The organism is Pseudomonas sp. 18.1.10, assembly GCF_024655625.1.
In the GTDB taxonomy this organism is placed as follows: Bacteria; Pseudomonadota; Gammaproteobacteria; order Pseudomonadales; family Pseudomonadaceae; genus Aquipseudomonas.
In genome coordinates this window covers 1-24,078 of the sequence record NZ_JANLGL010000084.1, presented here as the reverse complement: position 1 = coordinate 24,078, position 24,078 = coordinate 1, and the positions used below count along the sequence as shown (strand labels likewise).

Annotated in this window: 26 protein-coding genes; 13 read left to right on the top strand and 13 right to left on the bottom strand. The window is 61.5% G+C overall.

Features of this window, described 5'->3' with window-relative positions; translation table 11 throughout:
- Positions 1-201: 201 nt before the first annotated feature.
- Genes NUV89_RS15955 through NUV89_RS15940 form a run of 4 tightly spaced genes read left to right on the top strand, consistent with a single transcriptional unit; the run spans position 202 to position 2,654 of the window.
- Entirely contained in the window at positions 202-498 is a 297-nt protein-coding gene (locus NUV89_RS15955) for a DUF2282 domain-containing protein (protein ID WP_257782078.1), read from the top strand.
- A 22-nt stretch (positions 499-520) separates the two neighbouring features.
- Positions 521-1,399 (top strand): DUF692 domain-containing protein, encoded by an 879-nt coding sequence (locus NUV89_RS15950; RefSeq protein WP_257782077.1) that lies wholly within the window; start codon positions 521-523, stop codon positions 1,397-1,399.
- Entirely contained in the window at positions 1,396-2,172 is a 777-nt protein-coding gene (locus NUV89_RS15945; protein WP_257782076.1) for a DNA-binding domain-containing protein, read from the top strand. Before NUV89_RS15950 ends, NUV89_RS15945 begins: the two co-directional genes overlap by 4 nt.
- Positions 2,169-2,654 (top strand): DoxX family protein, encoded by a 486-nt coding sequence (locus tag NUV89_RS15940; RefSeq protein ID WP_257782075.1) that lies wholly within the window; start codon positions 2,169-2,171, stop codon positions 2,652-2,654. The genes NUV89_RS15945 and NUV89_RS15940 overlap by 4 nt, the downstream gene beginning before the upstream one ends.
- Here NUV89_RS15940 and NUV89_RS15935 read toward each other — a convergent pair.
- The gene (locus NUV89_RS15935) at positions 2,651-3,559 is read right to left on the bottom strand and encodes a LysR family transcriptional regulator (protein ID WP_017735940.1); all 909 of its coding nucleotides are present in this window, start codon (positions 3,557-3,559) and stop codon (positions 2,651-2,653) included. The genes NUV89_RS15940 and NUV89_RS15935 overlap by 4 nt on opposite strands.
- Before the next feature lie 103 nt (positions 3,560-3,662).
- Here NUV89_RS15935 and NUV89_RS15930 point away from each other — a divergent pair, with 103 nt between their 5' ends.
- Positions 3,663-4,262, top strand: coding sequence for a short chain dehydrogenase (locus tag NUV89_RS15930; protein WP_257782074.1), 600 nt, complete (start codon positions 3,663-3,665; stop codon positions 4,260-4,262).
- Positions 4,263-4,269: 7 nt separating this feature from the next.
- Here the strand turns inward: NUV89_RS15930 and NUV89_RS15925 are convergent, their stop codons facing one another.
- Positions 4,270-4,626 carry a hypothetical protein gene (locus NUV89_RS15925; RefSeq protein ID WP_257782073.1) on the bottom strand — a complete coding sequence of 119 codons (357 nt, stop codon included), beginning with the start codon at positions 4,624-4,626 and terminating at the stop codon, positions 4,270-4,272.
- 159 nt (positions 4,627-4,785) lie between these two features.
- Here NUV89_RS15925 and NUV89_RS15920 point away from each other — a divergent pair, with 159 nt between their 5' ends.
- Both NUV89_RS15920 and NUV89_RS15915 read left to right on the top strand, forming a co-directional pair.
- Positions 4,786-5,457: a COG3650 family protein gene (locus tag NUV89_RS15920; RefSeq protein ID WP_257782072.1), complete on the top strand. Its 672-nt coding sequence runs from the start codon at positions 4,786-4,788 to the stop codon at positions 5,455-5,457.
- 105 nt (positions 5,458-5,562) lie between these two features.
- A complete protein-coding gene (locus tag NUV89_RS15915; protein ID WP_257782071.1) occupies positions 5,563-7,176 on the top strand; it encodes an NAD(P)/FAD-dependent oxidoreductase in 1,614 nt (537 codons plus the stop codon).
- Between the two features lie 182 nt (positions 7,177-7,358).
- Here the strand turns inward: NUV89_RS15915 and NUV89_RS15910 are convergent, their stop codons facing one another.
- A complete protein-coding gene (locus NUV89_RS15910) occupies positions 7,359-8,453 on the bottom strand; it encodes a PLP-dependent cysteine synthase family protein (RefSeq protein ID WP_257782070.1) in 1,095 nt (364 codons plus the stop codon).
- A gap of 216 nt (positions 8,454-8,669) precedes the next feature.
- Here NUV89_RS15910 and nhaA point away from each other — a divergent pair, with 216 nt between their 5' ends.
- A complete protein-coding gene (gene nhaA / locus NUV89_RS15905) occupies positions 8,670-9,845 on the top strand; it encodes a Na+/H+ antiporter NhaA (RefSeq protein WP_257782069.1) in 1,176 nt (391 codons plus the stop codon).
- A 656-nt stretch (positions 9,846-10,501) separates the two neighbouring features.
- Here nhaA and NUV89_RS15900 read toward each other — a convergent pair.
- The 6 genes from NUV89_RS15900 to dinG all read right to left on the bottom strand — a co-directional run bounded on the left by NUV89_RS15900 (position 10,502) and on the right by dinG (position 18,815).
- Entirely contained in the window at positions 10,502-10,966 is a 465-nt protein-coding gene (locus tag NUV89_RS15900) for a glycine zipper 2TM domain-containing protein (protein WP_026136695.1), read from the bottom strand.
- Between the two features lie 264 nt (positions 10,967-11,230).
- The gene (gene pdxH / locus NUV89_RS15895) at positions 11,231-11,878 is read right to left on the bottom strand and encodes a pyridoxamine 5'-phosphate oxidase (RefSeq protein ID WP_257782068.1); all 648 of its coding nucleotides are present in this window, start codon (positions 11,876-11,878) and stop codon (positions 11,231-11,233) included.
- 27 nt (positions 11,879-11,905) lie between these two features.
- Complete coding sequence (locus NUV89_RS15890; protein WP_257782067.1) at positions 11,906-12,925, bottom strand: OmpA family protein; 1,020 nt, start codon at positions 12,923-12,925, stop codon at positions 11,906-11,908.
- A 142-nt stretch (positions 12,926-13,067) separates the two neighbouring features.
- Complete coding sequence (locus NUV89_RS15885; protein ID WP_257782066.1) at positions 13,068-14,213, bottom strand: serine hydrolase domain-containing protein; 1,146 nt, start codon at positions 14,211-14,213, stop codon at positions 13,068-13,070.
- Positions 14,214-14,295: 82 nt separating this feature from the next.
- Positions 14,296-16,581: a beta-galactosidase gene (locus NUV89_RS15880; protein WP_257782065.1), complete on the bottom strand. Its 2,286-nt coding sequence runs from the start codon at positions 16,579-16,581 to the stop codon at positions 14,296-14,298.
- An 89-nt stretch (positions 16,582-16,670) separates the two neighbouring features.
- The gene (dinG, locus tag NUV89_RS15875; protein ID WP_124525991.1) at positions 16,671-18,815 is read right to left on the bottom strand and encodes an ATP-dependent DNA helicase DinG; all 2,145 of its coding nucleotides are present in this window, start codon (positions 18,813-18,815) and stop codon (positions 16,671-16,673) included.
- Between the two features lie 99 nt (positions 18,816-18,914).
- On the opposite strand from dinG, the gene NUV89_RS15870 reads away from it, so the two are divergent.
- Positions 18,915-19,379, top strand: coding sequence for a CopD family protein (locus NUV89_RS15870; protein WP_257782064.1), 465 nt, complete (start codon positions 18,915-18,917; stop codon positions 19,377-19,379).
- Between the two features lie 119 nt (positions 19,380-19,498).
- On the opposite strand, the gene NUV89_RS15865 is transcribed toward NUV89_RS15870, so the two are convergent.
- Entirely contained in the window at positions 19,499-20,257 is a 759-nt protein-coding gene (locus NUV89_RS15865) for a collagen-like protein (RefSeq protein WP_257782063.1), read from the bottom strand.
- Positions 20,258-20,429: 172 nt separating this feature from the next.
- Positions 20,430-21,122: an OmpA family protein gene (locus NUV89_RS15860; RefSeq protein ID WP_257782062.1), complete on the bottom strand. Its 693-nt coding sequence runs from the start codon at positions 21,120-21,122 to the stop codon at positions 20,430-20,432.
- 190 nt (positions 21,123-21,312) lie between these two features.
- Between NUV89_RS15860 and NUV89_RS15855 the strand changes: the two genes are divergently transcribed.
- The gene (locus NUV89_RS15855) at positions 21,313-21,810 is read left to right on the top strand and encodes a DUF6231 family protein (RefSeq protein ID WP_257782061.1); all 498 of its coding nucleotides are present in this window, start codon (positions 21,313-21,315) and stop codon (positions 21,808-21,810) included.
- Between the two features lie 12 nt (positions 21,811-21,822).
- Here NUV89_RS15855 and NUV89_RS15850 read toward each other — a convergent pair whose 3' ends face one another.
- Together NUV89_RS15850 and NUV89_RS15845 are read right to left on the bottom strand one after the other, a co-directional pair.
- On the bottom strand, positions 21,823-22,224 hold the full coding sequence (locus NUV89_RS15850) for a type II toxin-antitoxin system MqsA family antitoxin (RefSeq protein ID WP_257782060.1): 402 nt from the start codon (positions 22,222-22,224) through the stop codon (positions 21,823-21,825).
- 2 nt (positions 22,225-22,226) lie between these two features.
- Positions 22,227-22,523, bottom strand: a complete 297-nt coding sequence (locus tag NUV89_RS15845) for a type II toxin-antitoxin system MqsR family toxin (RefSeq protein ID WP_017735957.1) — start codon at positions 22,521-22,523, stop codon at positions 22,227-22,229.
- A gap of 294 nt (positions 22,524-22,817) precedes the next feature.
- On the opposite strand from NUV89_RS15845, the gene NUV89_RS15840 reads away from it, so the two are divergent.
- Genes NUV89_RS15840 through NUV89_RS15830 form a run of 3 tightly spaced genes read left to right on the top strand, consistent with a single transcriptional unit; the run spans position 22,818 to position 23,987 of the window.
- Positions 22,818-23,288 (top strand): YchJ family protein, encoded by a 471-nt coding sequence (locus tag NUV89_RS15840; protein WP_135310924.1) that lies wholly within the window; start codon positions 22,818-22,820, stop codon positions 23,286-23,288.
- 19 nt (positions 23,289-23,307) lie between these two features.
- Positions 23,308-23,790 (top strand): LEA type 2 family protein, encoded by a 483-nt coding sequence (locus NUV89_RS15835; protein ID WP_257782059.1) that lies wholly within the window; start codon positions 23,308-23,310, stop codon positions 23,788-23,790.
- Positions 23,787-23,987, top strand: a complete 201-nt coding sequence (locus tag NUV89_RS15830) for an SEC-C metal-binding domain-containing protein (RefSeq protein WP_026136698.1) — start codon at positions 23,787-23,789, stop codon at positions 23,985-23,987. Before NUV89_RS15835 ends, NUV89_RS15830 begins: the two co-directional genes overlap by 4 nt.
- Positions 23,988-24,078: the final 91 nt, after the last annotated feature.

The window sequence follows — 24,078 nt, the reverse complement described above, 5'->3', positions numbered from 1 at the left end:
ACAGGGATCAGCCAAGTATCTGTTGGCTGACAGTCCGCTTTCGCGAGCAAGCCCGCTCCCACATTTGCTTTATGTGATCCTTAAATTTCATGAAACCTGAAATTATTTTTGGTGGGTTTGTAACAGATCCAACCCTCCTGTCTCTAGTGGTACAAGCAGGCACCCAAGCCCGCCAACTCAACCCGCTGCTGGAGATTCACCATGACCACCAAACTGTCCGCCGCCACCCTCGTCCTGGCCCTCGGTTCCGCCCTGAGCCTGTCCGCCCTGACCTCCACCGCCCACGCGGCCGACGACATGCAGAAATGCTTCGGCGTCGCTGAAGCCGGCAAGAACGATTGCGCCGCAGGCGCTGGCACATCCTGCGCCGGCACGTCGAAAACCAAAGACCAGGCCAACGCCTGGAAACTGGTCCCGGCCGGCACCTGCACCCAAACCCCAAGCGCCACCTCGCCCACCGGTTTCGGCCAGGAAGCCGCCTTCACCGCCAAGTCCTGAAACCTGCACAGCCTGAGTACTGATGATGACCCTTTCATCCTTGCCAGCCGTCTCCCAGGCTCAGGCGCCCGGCCTCCCGCGCCGGGCCGGGCTGGGGCTCAAGCATGAGCACTTCAGCGAAGTGCTTGAGACCGCCCCCGACATCGGCTTTTTTGAAGTGCACGCCGAAAACTACATGGTCGCCGGCGGGCCGTTTCACCACTACCTGGGATTGATCCGCGAGCAGTACCCGCTGTCATTGCACGGCGTGGGCCTGTCCATCGGCGGCGAAGGCCCGCTGGACCGTGAACACCTGGCACGGCTGGCTGCGCTGATCGAGCGCTATCAACCCCACTCCTTTTCCGAACACCTGGCCTGGTCAAGCCACGGCCCAGTGTTTCTCAATGACCTGCTGCCCCTCGCCTACGATGCCGCCACCCTCAAGCGCGTCTGCGAACACGTGGATCTAGTGCAAAGCACGCTCAAGCGGCCCATGCTGCTGGAAAACCCCTCAACCTACCTGCAATTCCAGCGCTCGACCCTGGACGAGACGGACTTCATCAGCGAAGTCATCCGCCGCACCGGCTGTGGCTTGCTGCTGGACGTCAACAACGTCTATGTGTCGTGTATCAATCATCAACGCGAGCCACAGGCCTACATCGACGCACTGCCGTTGCACGCTGTCGGCGAGATTCATCTGGCCGGGTTTGCCGAAGACACTGACAACCTTGGCGACCGCTTGCTGATCGACGATCACGGTGCGCCCATCGATAACGCCGTGTGGCGCCTGTACGAAACCCTACTGGCACGCACCGGCCCGGTGGCCACGCTGATCGAACGGGATAACCAGGTGCCGGCCTTCAGCGTGCTTCACGCTGAGGCCCAACAGGCCGACTGGCATTTGTCGCAGGTGCTTTCATGAGTCGCTACGACAGATTTACCCACGCCCTGCTGGCACCTGAACTGCCCTGCCCCGAGGGCCTGTTCAGTAGCAACGGTGCCGACCCGGCCAGCCGGTTTGCGGTGTACCGCAACAACGTACACAGCGCATTGATCCATGCGCTGGCGACGGCGCACCCGGTGACCGTGCAACTGGTGGGCGACGCATTCTTTCGCGCCATGGCCGGCCTCTACGTACAGGCCTGTCCGCCAACCAGCCCGCTGATGAGTGAATACGGCGACTCATTTGCCGAGTTCATCCGCGGCTTCGAACCCGCTGCCAGCGTGCCGTACCTGGCCGATGTCGCACAGCTTGAACGCCTGCGCGTGCAGGCTTATCACGCGGCGGATACGCCGGGCCTGGATCAGCACGCCGTCGTCTGGCACCTGCAAAACCAGGCCGACCTGGGCACGTTGCGCCTGCAACTGCACCCGTCCCTCGCCACGCTGAACAGCGCGTACGCCGTCGTTGCCGTGTGGGCCGCACACCAGACCGAAGGTGCCATCGCCACCTTGAACCCCTGGCCCCCACAGAGTGCGCTGGTGTTGCGCCACGGCCTGGGCGTCAAGGTGTTCGCCATCGACCGCGGCACCGTGGCGTTTATCAACAGCCTGAACCACCGCTCAACACTGCAACAGGCAGTCGCTCATGCCCTTGAGGCGTCGACCGAGTTCGACCTGCACAAATGCCTGTCACTGCTGGTCAGTCACGCGGCCATCACCCATCTGCACCTGGAACAAAAGGTATCGCCATGAACACTGCCCCCACCTGCCTGATAAATCGGGCAATCGCGCTTTTAGAGAAAATCCCCTACAGCCTGATCGCGTTTCTCGCACGCTTCTCCATCGCAGCGGTGTTCTGGAAGTCGGGGCAAACCAAGGTCGAAGGTTTTGCCGTTGACCTGATCGGCGGCACCTTCCAACTGGGCGAACCGCGCCTCGCGGCCTCGACACTGCCGTTGTTTCGCAGTGAATATCACGTGCCGTTGTTGTCGCCGGAGGTGGCCGCGCACCTGGCGGCGTTTGCCGAGCACTTCTTCCCGGTGCTGATCCTGGTGGGCTTTGCCACGCGTTTTTCGGCCCTGGCGCTGGTTGGCATGACCCTGGTCATTCAGTTGTTCGTCTACCCGGATGCCTACCCGACCCACGGCACCTGGCTGGCCGTGCTGTTGCTGCTGGTGGCCAAGGGCCCGGGGCGCCTGTCCATCGACCACCTGATTGCCCGGCGCTACGGTTAAAGCCGGTCCAGGGCCTCGCCGCTGCGCTTGAACCAGTCCACCAGGTAATCGGCCAGTACTTGAGTGCGCCGTGGCAGGCCGCCTTGATAAGGATGGACCAGGTACATCGGCATACTCCGCGTCTGATAATCCCGCAGGAGCCAGCGCAAACGCCCGTCAGCCAATTCCGCCGGTAATACGTAGGATGGCAGGCGCGCAATACCGGCCCCCACCAAGGCGGCTTTCTTCAGCAGGTTGTAGTGGTTGGACGCGAAGGTACCGCTGACCCGCACCCGCAACAATTCATGTTGCTGGTGGTACAGCCACTCTTCGCGGCCGCTGTAGTGGCTGTTGAGCAGGCAGGTATGGGCAGCCAAGTCCGCCGGCGTCTGCGGTTCGCCGTGCTGTTCCAGGTAGGCGGGGCTGGCGCAGGTCATTTCATGCCAGGCCAGCAGCGGCTTGGCGACCAGGCGCTCGTTTTCAATCGCGCCCGAGCGCACCCCCAGGTCAAAGCCATCCCGAGCCAGGTCGCGGTAGCTGTTGTTCAGCTCCAACTCGATCTGCACCTGCGGGTATTGCTTGGAAAACTCCAGCAACAAGCCATCAAAGAAGGTTTCGCCCAGCGAAACAGGAACCGTCATACGCACCGGCCCGGCCAAATCGTCTTTCAGCCGAGCCAATGCCTGACGGGCGCGATCCACCTGCACCACCAGCGCCTGGGCCTGGGGCAACAACGCCGCGCCGGCAGCCGTGAGGCTCAGCTTGCGCGTGGTGCGATGCAGCAAGACCACGGAAAACTGCGCTTCCAACTGGCTGATGCGCTTGGACAACTGCCCCTTGCTGCAACCCAATTGCTCGGCCGCCACGGTGAAACTGCCGGCTTCGATCAGGACGGCAAAGGCCGCCAGGTCATCCATCTCGCTCATGGATTGTTTCCAATAGAAAACCAAAGGTTGCCTATTAGCACGTTTATCCATTGAAAAAGCCACTCTAGACTGAAACCTCACTTACCCCTGGAGGAACAGCCCCATGAAAATCCTATTGATTGGTGCCAGCGGCACCGTAGGCTCGGCGGTCAAGGCAGAACTGGCACAGCGCCACGAGGTCATCAGCATCGGCCGCAGCAGCGGTGACTTCCAGGTCGATATCAGCGACAGCACCTCGATCCGCAAACTGTTTGAACAGACCGGCAAGTTCGACGCCCTGGTGTGCGCGGCGGGTAGCGTGAACTTCGTCCCCCTGGGTGACATGAGCGAAGCCGATTTTGACCTGGGCCTGCGCGACAAGTTGATGGGCCAGGTCAACCTGCTACTGATCGGCCGCGAGTACGCCAACGACGGCGCCTCGTTCACGTTTACCAGCGGCATTCTCAACCGTGACCCGATCCGCACCGGTGCCTCGGCGGCGCTGGTCAATGGCGCGCTGGATGCGTTCGTCAAGGCGGCGGCGATCGAGTTGCCGCGCGGCTTGCGTATCAACGCCGTCAGCCCGACGGTGCTGGTGGAAGCCATGGGCAGCTACGCGCCGTACTTTCGCGGGTTCAAACCCGTTGCCGGGGCCGATGTCGGATTGGCCTACGCCAAAAGCGTCGAAGGCTTGCAGACCGGGCAAACCTTTATCGTCGGCTGAAAAAACCTCACCTCAGCAACGAAGGCAGCAAATCCGGCAACATGGTTTTCGGGATCGAAAAACGCAGGCTCCCCGAAACGATCGGAGTGTGCACGGTTGCTGTGGTGAGCAGCCGGCCATTGAGGTATAGCGCCAGCGGCTTGCCAATCGCCTGCGTGGAAACTGCCGCCGTGCGGGCCTTGGCTTCAGGGCTGAGGGTCACATTGACATCGACAGACTGAGGATTTGGGTTGTGGGCCGTTTTCAACGCCAGGCTCATCTCCACAAAATCAGTCTGCGCGTTGTAAAAAAGCTTCGCCGGCGGTTCGGCCCATGCAACGAGTGGGGCCAATAGCGCGGCCAAGAAGGCAATCAGCACGCTCATCGATGATGCTCCAGTGAAAAAGGCCAGCATTGCATACGCGCCAAAGCCGACGTATAGGAAAAACCCTCGCCGCCCCTCTGCACATCACCTGTTCGAATTCCTGGCTTGTGATGCAACGCCAGCCTGCGTAACGTGGCGGCACTTGTCTGGAGACCCTCTATGCGTGCCGTTCGTACCCTTGCCCTGCTTGCCATGCTCCCCCTGTTCGCCGCCTGCCAGATGTTCGAGAGCGAGCCGGCCAAACCGTCAACTGCCGGCCTGACCCGCATGCAGGGCGAACTCACGGCGGTCAATGGCAAGCTGCTGTTCCAGCCGTGCAACGACCAACGCAACTACGTGGTCAACGACACCGGCGGCACCAGCATCCTGCAGGAAGCCGCGTCCCTGGCCGGCCAGCAAGGCGCGCTGTTCGCCGACCTGCGCGGCAAGTTCTCGGGTGTCGCCAGCGGCACCCAGGGCAGCGTGGACCTGCAGCAGCTCTACCGCGTGGAGCGCTCGACCTCGGCCTGCAACGACCCGGACTTCAAGCGCATGATCCTGCGCGCCAACGGGCACAAGCCGGCCTGGGCGATGAACGTCACGGCCAAGGGCATGGTGCTGGAACGTGAAGGCCAGCCGCCACTGGCGGTGCCGTATGTGGAAGAGCAAATCGGCGACGGCCGCTTCAACCTGATGACCGAGGCCAACAACCAGAAGGTCGAACTGTGGGTCGCGCCGCAACGTTGCATCGATAGCGTCAGCGGCAGCCTGCAACACATGACCGCCGAATTGCGGATCAACGGTCAAGTCCAGCGTGGCTGTGCGGCTTTCGGCGGTTCACGGGACGATTGATTGCCCCCTGCGCTGTTTTAGCATGACGGGAAACCACGGTTGGGGCTTATAATCGCCGGTTTGCAAAACCGCCGGCCTTACGAACGCCGCACACCGGATCCTGTCATGCTACGAATCACCGAACTCAAGCTGCCCATCGACCATCCCGAAGAAGACCTGCGGCCTGCCATCGTGCAGCGCCTGGGCGTCGCCAGTGATGACCTGCTCGATTTCACCCTGTTCAAGCGCAGCTACGACGCCCGCAAGAAATCGTCGGAGCTGTGCTTCATCTACACCATCGACTTGAACGTGAAGGGTGAAGCCGCCCTGCTGCTCAAGTTCGCCGATGACCGCAACGTCAACCCGGCGCCGGATGTCAGCTACAAGGTGGTCGGCCAGGCGCCACAAGACCTGAGCGAACGCCCGATCGTCGTGGGCTTTGGCCCGTGCGGGATCTTCGCCGGGCTGCTGCTGGCACAGATGGGCTTCAAGCCGATCATCCTTGAACGCGGCAAGGAAGTGCGCCAGCGCACTAAGGACACCTGGGGCCTGTGGCGCAAAAGCGTGCTCAACCCCGAGTCCAACGTGCAGTTCGGTGAAGGCGGCGCCGGGACGTTTTCCGACGGCAAGCTGTACAGCCAGATCAAGGACCCGAAATTCCACGGGCGCAAAGTCCTGCACGAGTTCGTCAAGGCCGGCGCGCCGGAAGAGATCCTGTACGTCAGCAAACCGCACATCGGTACCTTCCGCCTGACCGGCGTGGTGGAAAACATGCGCGAACAGATCATCGCCCTCGGCGGTGAAGTGCGTTTCGAGCAACGCGTCACTGACGTGCTGATTGAAGACGGCCAGTTGCATGGCGTAGTGGTCGACGGCGGCGAGCAGATCCTCTCCAAGCACGTGATCCTGGCCCTCGGCCACAGCGCCCGCGACACCTTCCGCATGCTCCACGGCCGCGGCGTGTACATGGAAGCCAAGCCGTTCTCGGTGGGTTTCCGTATCGAACACCCGCAGTCGCTGATCGACGCGGCGCGCCTGGGTAAATACGCCGGCCATCCAAAACTCGGCGCTGCAGACTACAAACTGGTGCACCACGCCAAGAACGGCCGCTCGGTCTACAGCTTCTGCATGTGCCCAGGCGGCACGGTCGTCGCAGCGACCTCCGAACCGGGCCGCGTCGTGACCAACGGCATGAGCCAATACTCGCGTAACGAGCGCAATGCCAACTCCGGCATCGTGGTCGGCATCACGCCAGAGGTGGACTATCCGGGTGGCCCGCTGGCGGGTATCGAATTGCAGGAGCGCCTGGAATCCCACGCCTACATCCTCGGCGGCAGCAACTACGAGGCACCGGCGCAGTTGGTAGGCGACTTCATTGCTGGCAAGCCGTCCACCGCCACTGGCAGTGTTGAACCGTCCTACAAGCCGGGTGTGTCCTGGGGCGATCTGGCCCTCGCGCTGCCGGACTTCGCCATTGAGGCGATCCGCGAAGCGCTGCCGGCGTTCGAGAAACAGATCAAGGGCTACTCGCTGCACGATGCCGTGTTGACCGGTATCGAGACGCGCACTTCATCGCCACTGCGGATTACCCGCAATGAAGCGATGCAGAGCTTGAACGTGAAAGGCCTGTTCCCGGCCGGTGAAGGCGCGGGTTACGCCGGTGGGATTCTGTCGGCGGGTGTGGACGGGATTCGGATTGCCGAGGCGTTGGCGCGGGATATGTTGGGCATCGAAGCCTGACATTTACCCTACGGCTTCCACACACCCACTGTGGAAGCTGGCTTGTGTGGGAGCTCGCTTGTCGGGCCGCCGCATCGCTGCGATAGCGGTCTGTCAGTTACAAGTGTGTTGTCTGATCCGCCGCTTTCGCGGGCAAGCCCGCTCCCACACTAACCACTTCTAACACTGGTTTTGGTGCAGCGTCAGATATTGGCGCGCAGGACGCTAGCCGGCAGCGGCTCGCCCCGCTCAACACTCGCCGCTACAACCGCAATCAAGCCAGCCAGTTCAAAGCCCTGCGCCTCAAGCCACGCCGGATCATAGTAGGTGGTGGCATACCGCTCACCCCCATCACACAAGATCGCCACGATCGACCCCGACTCCCCCGCCGCCTTCATCTGCTGCGCAGCCATCAACGCGCCAATCAAGTTAGTCCCACTGGACCCGCCGACCCGCCGCCCCAACCGTTCAGCCAGGTAATGCATGGCCGCCAACGACAACGCGTCCGGCACTTTGACCATGGCATCAATCACCTTGGGCAGGAACGACGCCTCTACCCGTGGCCGGCCAATCCCTTCGATGCGTGAGCCGCAGTCCAGGCGCAAGCTCGCGTCGCCACTCAAGTAGTAATCAAAAAACACCGAACGCTCTGCGTCGGCGCACAGCACGCGGGTGCAATGCTGGCGATAACGCACATAACGCCCCAACGTCGCGGTAGTACCGCCAGTGCCTGGGCTGGAAATCAGCCAGCTCGGCTCGGAAAAATGCTCAAAGCGCATCTGTTGGAAGATCGACTCGGCGATGTTGTTGTTCGCCCGCCAGTCCGTGGCCCGCTCCGCGTAGGTGAATTGGTCCATAAAGTGGCCGCCACTTTCCTGCGCCAAACGTTCGGATTCGGCGTAGATCTGCGTCGGATCGTTTACCAAGTGGCTCTTGCCACCGTAAAAGGCGATCTGCGCGATCTTTTCCTGGGAAGTGCTCGCCGGCATCACCGCGATAAATGGCAAGCCAAGCAGGCGGGCGAAGTAGGCTTCGGAAATCGCCGTCGAACCACTGGAGGCTTCGATCACCGGCGCCCCCGGCGTCAGCCAGCCATTGCACAGTGCATACAGGAACAACGAACGTGCCAGCCGATGTTTCAGGCTGCCGGTGGGATGGCTGGACTCATCCTTGAAGTACAACTCGATACCCGGCAAACCCGGTAACGGCAGCGGGATCAGGTGCGTGTCAGCGCTGCGCTGGAAGTCCGCTTCGATGATGCGAATGGCTTCGCGGGCCCAGGGACGATGGTCGCTCATGAGGAGTTTCTCTAAGGATTTCACCCCCAATCTTAGGAGGTTTCCTACACTCCACACAGATACAGTACCGACTCAATTGGACACACAATTGCTAGGCTTTGGCGCACCGTCATCCCGGGCCATCGCTTATAACAAATAAGAATATAACTTTTGTTTTAACAACTAACGGTACGGGTTAGGGTAACCCCCTATTGAACCTGGATTGGAGAGCATCCCTTGCCTCTGCGTAGCACTTTCACCCGTTTTTTCCAGCTGGAAGCCGCCAGCGGCTTGTTATTGATCGCCGCTGCCGCACTGGCGCTCATCATCAACAATTCGCCGTTGTCGCACCTCTACAGCGCCTTTCTCGACGTGCCGGTGGTGGCACAAATCGGTGCCCTTAAAATCGCCAAGCCCGCGCTGCTGTGGATCAACGACGGCCTGATGGCCCTGTTCTTCCTGCTGATCGGCCTGGAGGTCAAGCGCGAGCTGATCGATGGGCACCTGTCCAAGCCTTCGCAAGTGGTGCTGCCCGGCGCCGCGGCAATTGGCGGCATGGTCATCCCCGCGCTGATCTACTGGGCGATCAACAAGGATTACCCCGCCGCACTGTCCGGCTGGGCCATCCCCATGGCCACCGATATTGCCTTCGCCCTTGGCGTGCTGGCCCTGCTGGGCAAGCGCGTGCCGGTGTCGCTGAAACTGTTCCTGATGACCCTGGCGATCATTGACGACCTGGGCGCAATCATCGTGATTGCCGTGTTCTATTCCGCCGATCTCTCGGGCGCTGCTCTGGCGGGCGCGGGCGCTTGCCTGATTGCCTTGATCGCGATGAATCGCCTGGGCGTGATCAAGCTCGGGCCGTACCTGATTATCGGGTTGATCCTGTGGGTCTGCGTGCTGAAAAGCGGCGTGCATGCGACGTTGGCCGGCGTGACCTTGGCGTTCTGCATCCCGATGCGCACCAAGAACGCCGAACCTTCGCCACTGATGACCCTGGAGCACGCGCTGCACCCGTGGGTCGCCTACGGCATCCTGCCGCTGTTTGCGTTCGCCAACGCCGGCGTATCCCTGACCGGCGTCAGCCTGGAAAGCTTCACCCACCACGTGCCGATGGGCATTGCCGCCGGCCTGCTGATCGGCAAGACCGTCGGCGTGTTCGGCCTCACCTGGCTGGCCATCAAGACCGGCCTGGCCGCACTGCCCGAAGGCGCCAACTGGGGCCAGGTGTTTGGTGTGGCGATCCTGTGTGGCATCGGCTTTACCATGAGCCTGTTTGTCGGCTCCCTGGCGTTTGTGCCAGGCGCCAGCGAGTTTGCCGGGGAGGATCGGATGGGGATTCTGACCGGGTCGATTCTGGCGGCGTGTATTGGGTATGCGGTGACGGCGATGGCGAGTCGCAAGAAAGCCTGAACTGACAGCCCAAAAAACCAAAAAGCCGCCTCGGCCTAAACCGAGACGGCTCCACTTCTCAGACCTTAACGGTCATCGAAGCTGTCCCGTAGGAACTTCCAGACGTGATAAGCACGCAGGCAGTTCACTACGAGGCTCCACGTACGTCGTGCAAACTTAGACATACTCGGCCCTCCGTGAGTTGGGCCTTACCTCCAGCGCACTTACCGGAACATGTGGGCCTTTGGATGCAGGTCGATGCATCTTTGAGGCGGCCGGGTTAATGGGCTTTCCGCATGAATCCGGCACGGATTACTAGCCCGTGGCGGTCGGTCCAAAAATTCGCGCGCGTACCCGGCTCACCTGAAAGCGACAAACGCAGAACGAAGACGAGCCTAACCAAAATACCGCTTGAAGGTGTGACCAAAAGAGGTCGAATACCCATTTCTGATTAGTGTATCTATTGCAAACCTTTGCAGCGGCAATCGCCAAGAGAAAGCTTCAAAGCATACCAATGCCGGCCGTCGTTCAACCTTGCATGACACTATGCCCGACGGTAGTATCCGGCTGCAGGTCGATGCATCTTTGAAGTCTCAAGCCCAGCCACTAACTGGACTTGCAACAAAAAACCCCAACCGGTCACCCGGTTGGGGTTTTTTCGTTTCTGCGGCTAACGCTTAGCGAGTAACCCGGCTAGTCCCATCAACAGTCATGATGCGCACACGGTCGCCAATGCGGAAGATTTCATTCTCCTGCACGGCCTGCACGTAGGCGCGCATGCTGCCGTCGTCTTCGCGTACGGTGATTTCCACGCCTTGGGTGCGGGTCAGGCCTTCTTCGGTGGCCGAGCCCAGCAGGCCACCGGCGACTGCGCCGATCACTGCGGTCACGATGCTGCCACGGCCGCCGCCGATGGCGCTGCCGCCAACGCCGCCGATGACTGCGCCAGCAGCGCCGCCGATTGGGGTCTTGGTGCCTTCGATTTTCACCGGGCGCAGGGATTCGATGGTGCCCATGCGCACGCTCTGTACACGACGCGCTTCGTCACGGGAGTACGAGTCGCCGGTCAGACTCGAAGCACAGCCACCCAGCAGAAGTGACAGGGTGGTGAAGCAGGCAACTAGTAAAACGGACTTACGCATAGCATCAACTCCAAAGGACAGGTGGTCATTAGACGCTGCGGCTTGGCGCCTGTCACGGCAAGCACCGCAGAAAATAGCTTTCATTCAGCCTGAGTACAGACTGCTAGCACCACAAAACTCGACCAACGGTAGCCCAGCCTTTGTGCCAAGTGATGTCACGACTGTTTCATCATTGTAGTCGCGCAGCCGCATGCGGCCGACGTCTTTAGCATAGAGACGTCAGCGCAGCGCAGAACATTCAGGTGGGATGACGAAAGGTGGCGCTCAGGGCGCCAGGCGCTCGCGGGTCCAGTCGGCCCCTTGCAGGCGGTAGTTCAAGCGATCATGCAGGCGGCTGGCGCGGCCTTGCCAGAACTCGATGCGCTCGGGCAGCAGGCGATAACCACCCCAATGCTCGGGGCAGTCGGGCTGGGTATCGCTGAAACGCTGCTCGGTAGCCTTGAGCAAATCGTGTAGCTCTTCACGGTCACGAATGACCTGGCTCTGCGGTGAAGCCCAAGCGCCCAAGCGGCTGCCCAATGGACGGACCTGGTAATAGGCATCCGACTCCTCAGGCGACACCTTGACCACCCGCCCCTCGATCCGCACCTGGCGCTCCAGGGTCGGCCAGAAGAACGTCATGGCCGCAAACGGCCGCGCCGCGAGCTGTTCGCCCTTGGCGCTCTGATAGTTGGTGAAGAAGGTAAAGCCCTGTGCATCCAGGCCCTTGAGCAGCAGGATGCGACAGTGCGGGCGCCCCTCCTGGTCAACCGTGGCCAGGGTCATGGCGTTGGCTTCCACCGGTGGCTGCTCGGTTTTCACCGCGTCGGCAAACCACTGGTGGAACAACGCAAACGGCTCGGCCGGGGCCTGGGCCTCGCTCAAACCGTCCCGGGTGTAGTCACGGCGCATATCGGCCAGTGCCTGGGTCATGCGGCTTTATCCTTCTACTTCAACAGGTCAGTTTTTTGCCTGGTCGTTAGCCGGTGCAGCAGCCTTGGCCTTGGCCGGAGCCGCTTTCTTCGCAGCCGGCTTGGCCGGGGCTTTTTTGGCAGCTGGCTTGGCAGCGGCTTTTTTGGCGGCAGGCGCTTTTTTCGCCGGGGCTTTGGCAGCAGGAGCCGGTGCAGGAACGTCCTGCACGGCCACCATTTCAGCTACCGGCGGGGTCTTGCCCGAGTTGTACTTGCTCAGCAAGGCCAACATAGTTGTACGCTGAGTGAACATAATTTCCATGCGACGGTTCAGCGCACGGCCCTGGGTGCTGTCGTTGGCGGCACGCGGCATAAGGTCGCCCATGCCACGCAGCATCAGGCGATCCTGCTTCAAGCCGCTGAGGCTGAAGATCGAGGCGATGGACTGCGCACGCTCCTTGCTCAACGCCTGGCTCGCCGGCGCAGTGCCGGTAGCATCGACGTGGCCCAGGACCAGCACGGCAGTCTTCGGGTCGGCTTCAACGGCCTTGGCCACGCGGGTGAACGGGCCCAGGGTGACCGGCAGCAGCATCGCCGGGCGTTTCGGGTTGTAGGAGCCGTCTACCGGGGCGATCACGACGAGTACGTTGTCACGGCGCTCCAGTTGCAGGTTGCTGTCCTTGATGGCGGCGCGCAGGCGCGGCTCATAGTCGTCCAGCCAGGCTTGGGTGATTTTTGGGTCTGGCATCGGGATGTTGGTCACATCGACCTTGGCCAATGGCTTTGGCTTGCTTTCGAACGGCCACCACCAGTGGGTTTCGCTGTCGGTCTTGGCGACGGCGGGTGCCGGGGTAGCAGCCTTGAGATCGGCTTTCAGGTCGGCAGCCTTGGCGTCGGCGGCGGCCTTCGCATCTGGCTTGGCGTCGACCTTGGTCACTGCGTCCTTGGCAGCCGTCTTATCAGATCCAAATGACCACCAATGTCCGCCATCGGCATCATTTTGTGGGGTTTGTGCGCAGCCGGTAATAGTGAGGCAAAGCGCCAGTGCCAAGGACTTGTTCGATAACATGAGATATCCACAAAATGAGAAAAAATCAGGGATCTGAATGACCCGTTAAACAGACGCCGGGATAAGAATAAAGTTACAACTTTTCCGTCAGCCTCTTCTTATAGTTGCCTTTGTAACAAAAAAACGTGAAACAGCAAGGGGTTTACAGACAACCGGCCAATATTCTGACCAACTTCTGCGCACGGGGGTCCATAAGTACATAAGGCCCCAATGTATTAGTCACGAAACCAAACGCTACATCATGCTCGGGGTCGGCAAACCCCACCGAACCACCCGCCCCCGGATGCCCGAAAGCACGCGGGCCAAGGCCGAAGGTGGCATTGGGCAGGTGTGGCTGATCCAACATGCAGCCCAAACCGAAACGGGTTTGTGTCAGTAAGGTTTTATCCGGCCCGATACTGTGTTCGCGGGTCAACTCTTCCAGCATGTCGCTTTCCAGCAAACTACCGTCCAGCAAACCACTATAAAAACCCGCCAGGCTGCGCGCATTACCGTGACCATTTGCCGCCGGCTGCTGCATACGTCGCCATTCGGGTTTATTAGTGCTGGTCAGAATAGACGGTGGATTGGCAAATGCCCGCGTCGTCATCGCATTCGGCTCGCGCATCATTACTTGCAATAAGCGTTGCGCCGCTTCATCGCCCATGTTGCCTTTGCTGCGCGCTATATGGGCAACACGATGAAACTCGGTATCCGCCAGGCCGACATGGAAGTCCAACCCCAATGGCCGCGCCACCCGCGCCACAATGGATTCCCCCGGACCGCGCCCGTCGGCACGGCGCAGCAGTTCTCCGACCAGCCAGCCGTAGGTGATCGCCTCGTAGCCATGGCCCTGGCCCGGCGTCCACCACGGTGCCTCGGCCGCCAGGGTGTCGACCATCAATTGCCAGTCGTACAGGGCTTCGGTAGGCAGCATCTGGCGGATTGCCGGCAAGCCGGCCTGATGGCAGAGCAACTGGCGCAGGGTGATGGCCTCTTTGCCGGCTGCCGCAAACTCCGGCCAATAATCGGCCACAGGCGCGTCCAGCTTCAGCTTGCCCTCGGCCACCAGTTGCAGCGCCGTGACGGCGGTGAAGGTCTTGGTGCAGGAGAACAGGTTGACGATGGTGTCGCTGTGCCAGGCCTCGGCACCGTCCTTGTCGGCGGTACCGGCCCACAGGTCAACCACGGTTTCGCCGCCGACCTGGATACACAGCCCGGCGCCACGCTCCTGGGGGTCATCGAACAAGGCGGCGAAGGCTTCACGTACCGCTTCGAACTGGAGCTCGTAATGACCCTGAATCTGCACCTAAGCCCCCTCGAAAAATGCCATGAAAAGTGGCCGACATTGTTCCAGTCATTGCAGGCTTTGTGAACCCGTCAACGCTGAATCAATGACCGTTTCCCGCGTGCCCGCCCGCATGACCGGCGCCTTTGCCGGCGCTTGCCCCATTACCGCTTTGATGTTCACGGACCGCGCTGGCCGCCTTGGCTTTTTCCGCCTCCCTGCCCAGTTGATCGACAGCCGCCAGGTTGCTCTTGCGCACAGTCTCGACAAAGCCCTGGAACGGCACATCGGTGATGCCAACCAAGCCGAAATGCCCGTTCTCAGCGTCCAACAGACGGCCGGTCACCGGCTGATCCAGGTACTGGAACCAATGCACGCCGACAATCGACGGCTCGGCCATGGCCTGCTTGAGGAAATTGGCGTACGCCGTGCCACGCTCCTCTTCCCTGGCCACTGGCGTCACACCGCCCCAGAACGGGCCACGATCCGTCGAGCCAAAGTTGAATTCGGTGACCAGCACCGGCTTGTCCAGCGCACGCAAGGCCGCGAAGTCATAACCGTCCTGGGGTTTGAGCGTGTACATGTTGAAACTCAGCACATCGCAATACTGCGCGCAGGCGGCCACCGCTTCCGGGGTGCTCACGGCATAACGGCCACCCAGCAGCAACTGGTTGGGCGCGTGCCATTTCAGCGAGTCGGAGATGGTCTTGAAGTACGCGTCGGCAAAGGTCTTCTGGAAATACTTGAAGTCGGCCTCGATTTCCGGGTGCTCGGCATTCGGCATCGGCGGCTCGAAGCCGGGGTCTTCCATCAGCTCCCAGCCCGCCAGATGGATGCCCCAGGCTTTCGACAGGCCTTCCTCGTTGCGGTACTTGTCGCGCAATTGCTTGAGAAACGCGCGCTTGGCCGGCACGTCGGTGGTCATGCGCAAGGTGCCGTAGGCCAGGGCGTAACGGGACTTCGCATCATCGCCGGGACCGGCCCAGGCCAGTTCATTGTCGGCAAAGAAGCCGATCAACCACGGATCATCGCGGTGATCCCGGGCGGCGATGGCCACGGCGCGTTCGGTGGCCATGGCGAAGCGCGGGTCAAACGGATCGGGCATGCCGCCCCACCAGTCGGTGCCGGTGCTGATGCTGGCGTAATCGCCGACAATCGACAGCGGCAAGGTGTACGGCACGCGATCGGCACGGGCCAGGTCTTCGTCGCTCCAGTTGCCCAAGGTGTTGAAACCCCAGGCCTGCAGGCGGTCGAGGGTATGGGTGGCCCAGCGTTTCTGGTCGAAACCCTCGCCACCGTAAGTGCGTTGCAGGTTGGCGCCGTAGAAGTCGTACCAACGCCCGGCGCCAAAGCTGCGCCCTTCGCCGGCGCCGTTGCCGGTACGGTTATCGCCACTGCCGTAGTAGTTATCCAACGGCTCGCCCGCCTTGGGCAGCGCCGCAAACATCCATTCACGGCCGGAAACGTAGGTCTGGCTGTTATCCGGGGCGACGGTGTTGACGCCCAGGGAGTAAAACGGATGGCCTTCCGGCGTCACCAGGTACCAGCGGCCGTCACGCTTCTCGGTGCGGAAAAAACCGCTGGCGTCGAACGCCGGGCCCTTGTTCCAGCCACCAAACTTGTCCAGGGCGGATTTATCCCGCGTGGCCAGCCAACCTTGCAGCTGCTGCTGTTCCTTGGCCGCCGCGGCCTTGAGCTGTTCATCGCTGCCGACCTTTTCCGGCCAGCGCGCGCGGGTGGATTGGCCGTAGGCATCCACCAGCTCGTTGTAGGCAGCCTTGATAACCGGCTCGCTGTCCTGCACGCCGAAGCGCTCCAGCAGGATGCTTTGCGCGGCGTTGGGCTTTTGCATCGACAAGGTCACCGACACCACCTGGCTGCGGTCGATCTCGCCAAAGCTGCCGGCCAGCAACACGCGCTGGCCGTCCACGGTGATCGGCATTGGCGGGCCGGCCTTCATGCCCTGGCTCAACGGCGAGTTGGCTTGCAGCGGCACCAGCAACGTCTGGGCCGGGCCGGCCGGCAGGTCGATGCGACTGCGCAAGGTCTTGCCGTCGGCGCTCTGCACCGTGACGTAGAGGGTCAGCGCCCAGTCCATGGCACTTTGGATGCGCAGGCTCATGGCGCTGGATTGCGACCAGTCCCAGGCGCCGGTTTGCGGGCTGAGCACCAGGCTCGGCTCGGCGGCCGGGTTGAAGGTGATGCGGCGCAACACTTCACCTTCCGGGGTTTGTTCGGCGTTGTACTGCGGCAGGCTGGCGTCCTGGGTAGCCACCTTGACCACATCGGCCGGCCGGACGAAGTTGAACAGGGTCTGTTGCCCGGTAGGCGCGGCCAGCAAAGGCGCGGCGAACAGTAGGGCAAATAGAGCGGGCAGCGTGCGAATCATACAGACAAGGTTCTCCCAGACGGCCGATGAATGGCCTGATGAAATACAGTGAGATAGACCACGAAGTGGGCGAAACCGCCCACGGTGGCTTAAGAAATTTCGCGCCGGAACGGCGGCAACGCATTAAGGATAGCTTTGCCATAGCGCTGGGTGACCAGACGGCGGTCGAGCAAGGTGATGGTGCCCCGGTCTTCTTCGGTGCGCAGCAAGCGCCCGCAGGCCTGGACCAGCTTCAACGAAGCGTCCGGCACCGAGATTTCCATGAACGGGTTGCCGCCACGCGCTTCGATCCACTCGGCCAGTGCCGCCTCGACCGGGTCGTCCGGCACCGAGAACGGGATCTTCGCGATCACCACGTGTTCGCAGTAGGCGCCGGGCAAGTCCACGCCTTCGGCGAAACTCGCGAGGCCGAACAGCACGCTGGAATCACCGCCATCCACCCGCGCCTTGTGCTTGTTCAGGGTTTCCTGCTTGGACAGGTTGCCCTGGATAAACACCTGCTTGCGCCAGTCGCGGTCGAGGCCGTCGAACACGTCCTGCATCTGTTTGCGGGACGAGAACAGCACCAGGGTGCCGCGCGAGCCTTCGACCAGCTCCGGCAGGTCGCGGATGATCGCGGCGGTGTGCGCCGCCGCGTCCCGTGGATCGGCCTTGAGGTCCGGCACCCGCAAGACACCGGCGTCGGCATGATGGAACGGGCTTGGCACCACGGCGGTGACGGCCTTTTTCGGCAGGCCGGCGCGCATGCGGAAGCGGTCGAACGTGCCCAGGGCGGTCAGCGTGGCGGAGGTCACCAGGCAGCCGTAGGCCACGTTCCACAAATTGCGCCGCAGCATTTCGGCGGCCAGGATCGGGCTGGCGTTGACCTCGATATCAAACAGCGCACCGCTTTCCGACAAGGTCAGCCAACGCGCCATCGGCGGGTTGTCTTCCGGGTCTTCGACGGTGAAGGCGGTCCACAACTCCCAGTTGCCCTGGGCGCGGGACAGCAGGCTGCCGAACAGCGGGTACCATTCTTCAGCCTGGTTGCTGGCGATGCCGATGTTGACCTCGCCGTCCATACCTTCCTTGAGCAGGTCGGTGAGACGGGTAAACAGGTCGGTCAGGCGGGAAAAGCCCTTCTTCAACTCGATACCCATTTCGCGCATGTGCTCGGGGATCATGCCGCCAACAAACCGGTGACGCGGCCGTTCACGGCCTTCCACGTCTTCGCCCGGCTTGAAGTCGGCGACCTGTTCGCAGGCGCTGAACATGAACTGCTGCTGGGTCTTGATCTCCCGCGCCAGCTCCGGCACTTGCTCGATCAACTTGCCCAGATCGCCGGGCAGCGGGTGCTGGGCCAGCAACTTGGTGAGGTTTTTCGCGGTGGTTTCCAGCCAGTCGGCGGTGGAACGCAGGCGCGTGTAGTGGGCGAAGTGGCCGATGGCCTTGTCCGGCAGGTGGTGGCCTTCGTCGAACACATACAGGGTGTCACGCGGATCCGGCAGCACGGCACCGCCGCCCAGGGCGAGGTCGGCCAGCACCATGTCGTGGTTGGTGACGATCACATCGACCTTGCCCATGCCTTCGCGGGCTTTATAGAACGCGCACTGGCCGAAGTTGGGGCAGTGCCGGTTGGTGCACTGGCTGTGATCGGTGGTCAAGCGCGCCCAGTCGGAGTCTTCCAGGGCATTGGGCCAGCTGTCGCGGTCGCCGTCCCATTTATTGCCGGCCAGCTTCTCGATCATGCTGGTGAACAGCTTCTGGCTGACCTCATCCACCTCGATCTTGAAGCCTTCTTCTTCGAACAGCGAAGCCGTGGCGGTTTGCGCGTGGCCTTCCTGCAACAGCACGTCGAGCTTGGACAGGCACAGGTAGCGGCCACGGCCCTTGGCCAGGGCGAAGGTGAAGTTCAGGCCGCTGTTGCGCATCAGGTCGGGCAGGTCTTTGTAGACGATCTGCTCTTGCAGGGCGACGGTCGCGGTGGCGATCACCAGGCGTTTGCCGGCAGCCTTGGCCGTAGGGATCGCCGCCAGGCTGTAGGCCACGGTCTTACCCGTACCGGTGCCGGCTTCGACGGCCACGACCGCAGGGTCGCCACTGCGCCGACCTTCGTCGTCGGTGTCGATATCGCCGAGGACCTTCGCAACTTCGGCGATCATCAGGCGTTGGCCGTAGCGCGGTTTCAAGCTCTTGGCTTCGAGAAAACGCGAATAGGCGCCCTGGATCGTGGTTTTGAGTTCAGTGCTGATCATGGATAGTCGGGCGCAAAAAACGCTGGATAAATTTTCAGTGGTTCGGATCGGCCGCTATCATACCCCGCTAATTAATCCCGCGCAGAACGGAGTACCTCAATGACCGCGTTTAGCCTTGCTTACACCCTGCATGTATTGGCCGCCCTGATCTGGGTCGGCGGCATGTTTTTCGCCTGGATGATCCTGCGCCCCGCTGCTGTGGCGGCACTTGAGGGCCCTGCCCGGCTCACATTGTGGGCGAATGTGTTTCAACGTTTTTTCGTGTGGGTGTGGGTCGCGGTGGCGATTTTGCCGATCAGCGGCATTGGCCTGCTGCAATTGCGCTTCAGCGGGTTTGAGACGGCGCCGCGTTATGTGCAGGTGATGATGGGGTTGTATCTGGTGATGACGGCGTTGTTTATCCGTATCCAGGCCCTGAAGTTCCCGGAGTTGCGCGCGGCGGTGGCGGCGCAGGATTGGCCGACTGGCGCGGCGGTGCTGGGGCAGATTCGCCGGTTGGTGGGGATTAATCTGATTGTTGGGTTGGTGGTGGTGGCGGTGGCTTCGGCGAGGCCGATGTTTTAAGGGTGTTCTTCAGGGCCTCTTCGCGGGCAAGCCCGCTCCCACAGTTGACCGAGTTCCAACATGAGAATGCGGTCGAATGTGGGAGCGGGCTTGCCCGCGATAGCGTCAGCCCAAACGACTCAAAGCCGCTGGATTGTCACCGACCCCGCAGGCCCCACCGGCCCCGGCTGCCCTTCCAACCCCGGGCGGCCCTTCTCGCCGCCATCGGCCTGATACACCAGGCAACCCTTGGACTGGCCACCCTTGCCCGGTTTGCCCGCAGTACCCGCCAGGCCGCCCGCACCACCTTCCACCCAGACCTTGATCTGCTGCGCCGGGTAGTCCTTCGGCAACTCGACCCGCACCAGCGCACCCGCGCCGCCGGGCAAGCCGTCGCCACCATTGTCGCCATTGGCGCCACGGCCCGCCGAACCCCAGGTGCAACCCGGGTCCACGCCGTTGGCGCCGTCCAGGCCGGCATAACCTTTGGCCCCGGCGCCGCCACGGGCGTCCACCGACAGCTCGTCGGCCACCAGCGAACTGATGCGCAAGGTCAGGTCACGCCCGGCCTTGGCCGGCTTTTCGTGGGTGCCGGGGGCGCCGCGGGAGGTGATCTGGCTGCCGTGGTCCAGTTGCGCATGGCGCACCTGCAATTGCAGCGCGGTATTGCCGGGGACGATGGTGATGCGCGCTTCGCGGCCCAGGTGCAGTTCATCCACCGTGACCTGGCTGATGCTGGCCGGAATCAGCAAGGTGCCGTAGTCCGCCACGTCCAGGCGCTCCAGTTGCAACACGCTGGTGCTGCTGGGCAGGCGCATCAGCGAGTTGGTTTCAACACTGACGCTCTGGGCCAGGGCAATGGGGCTGACCAGCAGGGCCAACAGTAAAACCTTACGCATCTTGGAGCTCCCCTTGAGTGTGTTTCAAAAGCTGTTTCTAGTTTTTCTTTGGACGCACAGTAACGACTTCTACCGGCGATTTGCCAGTGAAGGTTCAAAAAAGTTGGGAAGTAGGAGGTTTCGGTAAAAGTCGCCAGCAATGCCCCTGTGGCTCCCACAGGGGCAAGGACTGTCAGCGGTTGATCTGGATTTCCACGCGGCGGTTCAAGGCACGGCCTTCAGCGGTTTTGTTGTCGGCGACCGGATGGCTTTCGCCAGCGCCTGTGACCGAGACAAAACTGCTACGCGGAATGCCGGAACCGATGAGGTACTCGGTGACCGAATGCGCACGTTTTTCCGAGAGTTTCTGGTTGTAGGCGTCTTTGCCGACGCTGTCGGTGTGGCCGCTGACCCGCAGTTGGGCGGTCGGCGCTTCTTGTTTCAGGCGGGTGGCGATGGTGTCGAGCGTGGTTTTATCCGCCGCCGTCAACTTGGCCGAGTCGAACTCAAAGTGCACATCACGAATCACGATGGTTTCTTCCTTGACCACCACCACTTCCTCGACCACCGCGACCGGCACCGGTGGGCAGCCGTTGGCATCCACCGGCACGCCTTTCGGTGTGCCTGGGCACTTGTCGCGGCTGTCCGGCACGCCGTCGCCGTCTTCATCGCCATCACCATGCACCCAGCAATAGGCGCCTGCCATGCCGCCGATCAACAGCGCACCGGCGCCTGCATAGGCCGAGCTTTCAGTGGCGCCGATCGCCGCACCGGTCACACCGCCAAGGGCGGCGCAGGTGGGCCAATCGGTTTTTTGCAAACCTGCGCAACCTGTCAATACTCCGGTTAGCAGAATCAAGGGTAGAGCTGTCCGCATGATGCTCATCTGATTTCTCCTGAGGGGATCGGCGGGGGCCGATGGGTGGAGTAAAGACCGCTCTTTTCATCTGCGCCAGTTGGCCACACCCCCGAATTCATTGAGGATCGCCATTAAGGGCTGGCTTTTCGCAATCGCCCGCTCTAGGCCCGCACGCTCAGCCGCGCTAGTCTCTACGGTCCTGATGTGAGGATCTCTGATGACCGCTGGTATTTCTGCCCGTACACCCCAGCAAGCCCTGGCTGCCTTGCTCGACCTGCACCAGCCCAAACGCCTGCTGCTGTTGGGGGCCAGCCAGTTCCCGGCGCTGGAAGCGTTTGCGGCCGAACACCCGGACACCCAAATGTCCATTGCCCCGCCCGGCCCCTTGCCGGCCGAGTTGGCCGCACAGCGTTTTGACCTGGCGCTGGTGGTCGATTGCCTGGAACACCTGTCAAAAGCGCAAGGCCTGACCTTGCTCGGCGGCATCCGCAACCTCAATGCCAGCCGCATCGCGGTGCTGGTGGACCTGGGCGCGTGCGAATGGAAGGACACCGACTTCTTTTCCCTCGCCCTGCAGGCCGGCGAGCGGTTCCAGCGCGATGAGCAGGTTCTGACGCTGTTTACCTACGATCTGCTTGACTATAAACAGGTGCCGGACTGGCTCAACGCGCGGTTCTGGGCCAACCCGCAAAATTTCGGAAAGTATTGGTGGTAACCCAATAAGAACCTAGGCTGTTCGGACTTCGTCAAGCAGCTCAGGGTGGCGGTCGAGGACTTTGAGAAGCTTTATGAGCGCCAAGGGCGGTTTTGTCTTGCCGTTCTCATAGCGAGAAAAAGCGTTGACCCCTCCGCCGAATATCTCGGCCGCCTCCCGCTGGTCCAGCGATAGTTTCTTACGCACTGCGGCGATAAAACCGGGATCTACGAGGTCCGCGTTGACTCGTTTGGAGAACACCCTCATCTGTTTCATGACTCGATCCGATTCAGCCACACCCAGAATCGACTCGGAGCAAGACGGGCAGAACTCACCCGTCACATGCTCAATCACCGTGGTTTCGCCTTTGTACGAATAGGGTAAGTCGCGGGTGTCATGGACCAAGCCCGCAGCACCACAAACAGGGCATTTCATATTCATAGCTCCTTGAAGGACACGATCAGTACGTCTTCGATAACCGTGAGTTTCAGGTAGACCGTCCCTGCCTTCGTGCGTGGCCGGTACACGTCTTGCCATATCGTGTGGTCGGCATAAGTGGTCATGCTCTTGTAAAAATCCATGGGCTCGAGGGCCAGTATCACGGCCAACATCCCGGCAAGGTCAAGGTTGAGTTCCTCGGCGCCGAGACGTGCAGAGTGAGTCGTGCGAACCTTCCCAGTTTCAACCAAAGCCTTGACGGTATTCAGCTTGCAATGAGGCGTCCATTTCTCCATGTTCGAACTTAACCTAATAGGTTTTATTTTGGCAAGTAGGTTAATTACCCGCAAGCCCTGGGTTGAGTTGTCCTAAGCGGGCCCAATGGAACCTCAGCTGAGCTCGGCGAGCGAGCAACGAAGTGTCTCAAGGCATGAACTGGCCAACTGCCTCCCGACGCTACTGGCCGTCGAGTTCCCTAGCGTTCCTCTGTAGTATCTGGTCATAGGCCGTCATTGAGCTTTTCTGCGGTAATGCCAAGGCTTGGCTAACGTTATCTCTGACAGAATTCCAAAAGTATTGGTGGTAACCCAATGAGTACATCCATTTGCCCCTGCGGCAGTGGCAACCTGCTGGATGCCTGCTGCGGTCATTATCACGCCGGCCACCCGGCACCGTGCGCCAGCGCGTTGATGCGCTCGCGCTACAGCGCCTACGTGCTGGGCCTGGTGGACTATCTGGTGGCCACCACCTTGCCCGCGCAGCAGGCAGGCCTGGACCGCGATGCCATCGGCGCCTGGAGTGCGCAAAGCACCTGGCTGGGCCTGGAAGTGGAAAGCTCCGAGGTGTTCGGCGGCCAGCCGGAACATGCCTTTGTGACCTTTACCGCACGCTGGCATGACAGCACCGGCGAACATAGCCACCGCGAACAGTCTTCTTTCGTACAGAATGACGGGCGCTGGTACTTCATCGACCCCACCGTGGAGGTGAAGGCCGGGCGCAACGATGCCTGCCTGTGTGGCAGTGGGCAAAAATTCAAGAAGTGTTGTTCCAGCTACCTCTAACCCACACAGGACAAACGCCATGCTTCGGATCTACAGCTTGATGCTGGCGTTGACCCTCGGTTTGACCGGCTGCGCGTCGTGGTTCGAAGACGACTCGCCGCCGCCCCACGTGTCCCTGGTCAAAGTCGAAGTGGTGCGGGCCAAGCTGCTGGAGCAGAAATTCAAGCTGTACTTTCGCGTCGACAACCGCGACGACGCCGACCTGACCGTGCGCGGCCTGATCTACAAAGTGACGCTGGATGACTTTGTTCTGACCGAGGGCGAGTCCAACGAGTGGCTCACCGTACCGCCGCGCGGGCATGCCTTCTTCAAGGTCTCGGTGCGTACCAACCTGTGGCCACAGATCCGCGATGTGGTGCAGATGCTGAAAAACCCGGACAAACCGGTGCCCTATCGCCTCGACGGCGAGCTGAAAACCGGATTATTCATCGGTTATGACGTGCAGGTGGCCCACAATGGCGAGATAATCCCCGGCGATTTTATTCCGGAGCGACATCGATGACTCAGCAACCCCATGTCCATGGTCCTGACTGCAACCACGATCACGATCACCACGATCACGACCACGGCCATGTCCACGGCCCGAACTGCGGCCACGCTCACCAGGAACCGGTGCGCAATGCCTTGAAGGACGTGGGTCGCAACGATCCTTGCCCGTGCGGCAGTGCGAAGAAATTCAAGAAGTGCCACGGGGCGTAAGCCACGCTGAAAAGCCAACTGAATGAGTGGGCTTGTGTGGGAGCGGGCTTGCTCGCGAAGGCGGTGTGTCAGTTACAGGTATTTCAGCTGA

What these genes read in the sequence shown, in the direction of transcription:
- NUV89_RS15955 (WP_257782078.1), top strand. Translation starts at nt 202, where the DNA reads ATGACCACCAAACTGTCCGCCGCCACCCTCGTCCTGGCCCTCGGTTCC.
- NUV89_RS15950 (WP_257782077.1), top strand. Translation starts at nt 521, where the DNA reads ATGATGACCCTTTCATCCTTGCCAGCCGTCTCCCAGGCTCAGGCGCCC.
- NUV89_RS15945 (WP_257782076.1), top strand. Translation starts at nt 1,396, where the DNA reads ATGAGTCGCTACGACAGATTTACCCACGCCCTGCTGGCACCTGAACTG.
- NUV89_RS15940 (WP_257782075.1), top strand. Translation starts at nt 2,169, where the DNA reads ATGAACACTGCCCCCACCTGCCTGATAAATCGGGCAATCGCGCTTTTA.
- NUV89_RS15935 (WP_017735940.1), bottom strand. Translation starts at nt 3,559, where the DNA reads ATGAGCGAGATGGATGACCTGGCGGCCTTTGCCGTCCTGATCGAAGCC.
- NUV89_RS15930 (WP_257782074.1), top strand. Translation starts at nt 3,663, where the DNA reads ATGAAAATCCTATTGATTGGTGCCAGCGGCACCGTAGGCTCGGCGGTC.
- NUV89_RS15925 (WP_257782073.1), bottom strand. Translation starts at nt 4,626, where the DNA reads ATGAGCGTGCTGATTGCCTTCTTGGCCGCGCTATTGGCCCCACTCGTT.
- NUV89_RS15920 (WP_257782072.1), top strand. Translation starts at nt 4,786, where the DNA reads ATGCGTGCCGTTCGTACCCTTGCCCTGCTTGCCATGCTCCCCCTGTTC.
- NUV89_RS15915 (WP_257782071.1), top strand. Translation starts at nt 5,563, where the DNA reads ATGCTACGAATCACCGAACTCAAGCTGCCCATCGACCATCCCGAAGAA.
- NUV89_RS15910 (WP_257782070.1), bottom strand. Translation starts at nt 8,453, where the DNA reads ATGAGCGACCATCGTCCCTGGGCCCGCGAAGCCATTCGCATCATCGAA.
- NUV89_RS15900 (WP_026136695.1), bottom strand. Translation starts at nt 10,966, where the DNA reads ATGCGTAAGTCCGTTTTACTAGTTGCCTGCTTCACCACCCTGTCACTT.
- pdxH (WP_257782068.1), bottom strand. Translation starts at nt 11,878, where the DNA reads ATGACCCAGGCACTGGCCGATATGCGCCGTGACTACACCCGGGACGGT.
- NUV89_RS15890 (WP_257782067.1), bottom strand. Translation starts at nt 12,925, where the DNA reads ATGTTATCGAACAAGTCCTTGGCACTGGCGCTTTGCCTCACTATTACC.
- NUV89_RS15880 (WP_257782065.1), bottom strand. Translation starts at nt 16,581, where the DNA reads ATGATTCGCACGCTGCCCGCTCTATTTGCCCTACTGTTCGCCGCGCCT.
- dinG (WP_124525991.1), bottom strand. Translation starts at nt 18,815, where the DNA reads ATGATCAGCACTGAACTCAAAACCACGATCCAGGGCGCCTATTCGCGT.
- NUV89_RS15870 (WP_257782064.1), top strand. Translation starts at nt 18,915, where the DNA reads ATGACCGCGTTTAGCCTTGCTTACACCCTGCATGTATTGGCCGCCCTG.
- NUV89_RS15865 (WP_257782063.1), bottom strand. Translation starts at nt 20,257, where the DNA reads ATGCGTAAGGTTTTACTGTTGGCCCTGCTGGTCAGCCCCATTGCCCTG.
- NUV89_RS15860 (WP_257782062.1), bottom strand. Translation starts at nt 21,122, where the DNA reads ATGAGCATCATGCGGACAGCTCTACCCTTGATTCTGCTAACCGGAGTA.
- NUV89_RS15855 (WP_257782061.1), top strand. Translation starts at nt 21,313, where the DNA reads ATGACCGCTGGTATTTCTGCCCGTACACCCCAGCAAGCCCTGGCTGCC.
- NUV89_RS15850 (WP_257782060.1), bottom strand. Translation starts at nt 22,224, where the DNA reads ATGAAATGCCCTGTTTGTGGTGCTGCGGGCTTGGTCCATGACACCCGC.
- NUV89_RS15845 (WP_017735957.1), bottom strand. Translation starts at nt 22,523, where the DNA reads ATGGAGAAATGGACGCCTCATTGCAAGCTGAATACCGTCAAGGCTTTG.
- NUV89_RS15840 (WP_135310924.1), top strand. Translation starts at nt 22,818, where the DNA reads ATGAGTACATCCATTTGCCCCTGCGGCAGTGGCAACCTGCTGGATGCC.
- NUV89_RS15835 (WP_257782059.1), top strand. Translation starts at nt 23,308, where the DNA reads ATGCTTCGGATCTACAGCTTGATGCTGGCGTTGACCCTCGGTTTGACC.
- NUV89_RS15830 (WP_026136698.1), top strand. Translation starts at nt 23,787, where the DNA reads ATGACTCAGCAACCCCATGTCCATGGTCCTGACTGCAACCACGATCAC.